This is a genomic window from Microbispora sp. NBRC 16548, assembly GCF_030268985.1.
Taxonomy (GTDB): domain Bacteria; phylum Actinomycetota; class Actinomycetes; order Streptosporangiales; family Streptosporangiaceae; genus Microbispora; species Microbispora catharanthi.
In genome coordinates this window covers 1-255 of sequence record NZ_BSSF01000133.1, presented here as the reverse complement: position 1 = coordinate 255, position 255 = coordinate 1, and the positions used below count along the sequence as shown (strand labels likewise).

Sequence of the window (255 nt, the reverse complement as noted above, 5' to 3'; positions counted from 1 at the left end):
TGATCTCTTATGGGCGGATGGTGCCGTTCATCGCGACGCTGGCGATGATGGTGGCCGGGCGGGGCCTGGCGCAGCGGATGTCCAACCAGCGCACGCAGTTGGTGCAGCCGGACAACTCGCTGATCGTGGATCTGTCCACCACGCGGGTGCTCGGGCTGCCGCTGCTGGTGTATGTGTTCGCGCTGGTGGTGCTGATCGGCTGGCTGGTGCTCAACCGCACGACGTTCGGCCGGCGCACCTATGCGGTGGGGGGTA

At 66.7% G+C, this 255-nt stretch carries 1 pseudogene; it reads left to right on the top strand.

The features are described 5' to 3' along the window. Positions 1 to 17: 17 nt before the first annotated feature. Positions 18 to 255 (top strand): annotated as a pseudogene (locus tag QSK36_RS43370) (ABC transporter permease); the annotation flags it as partial.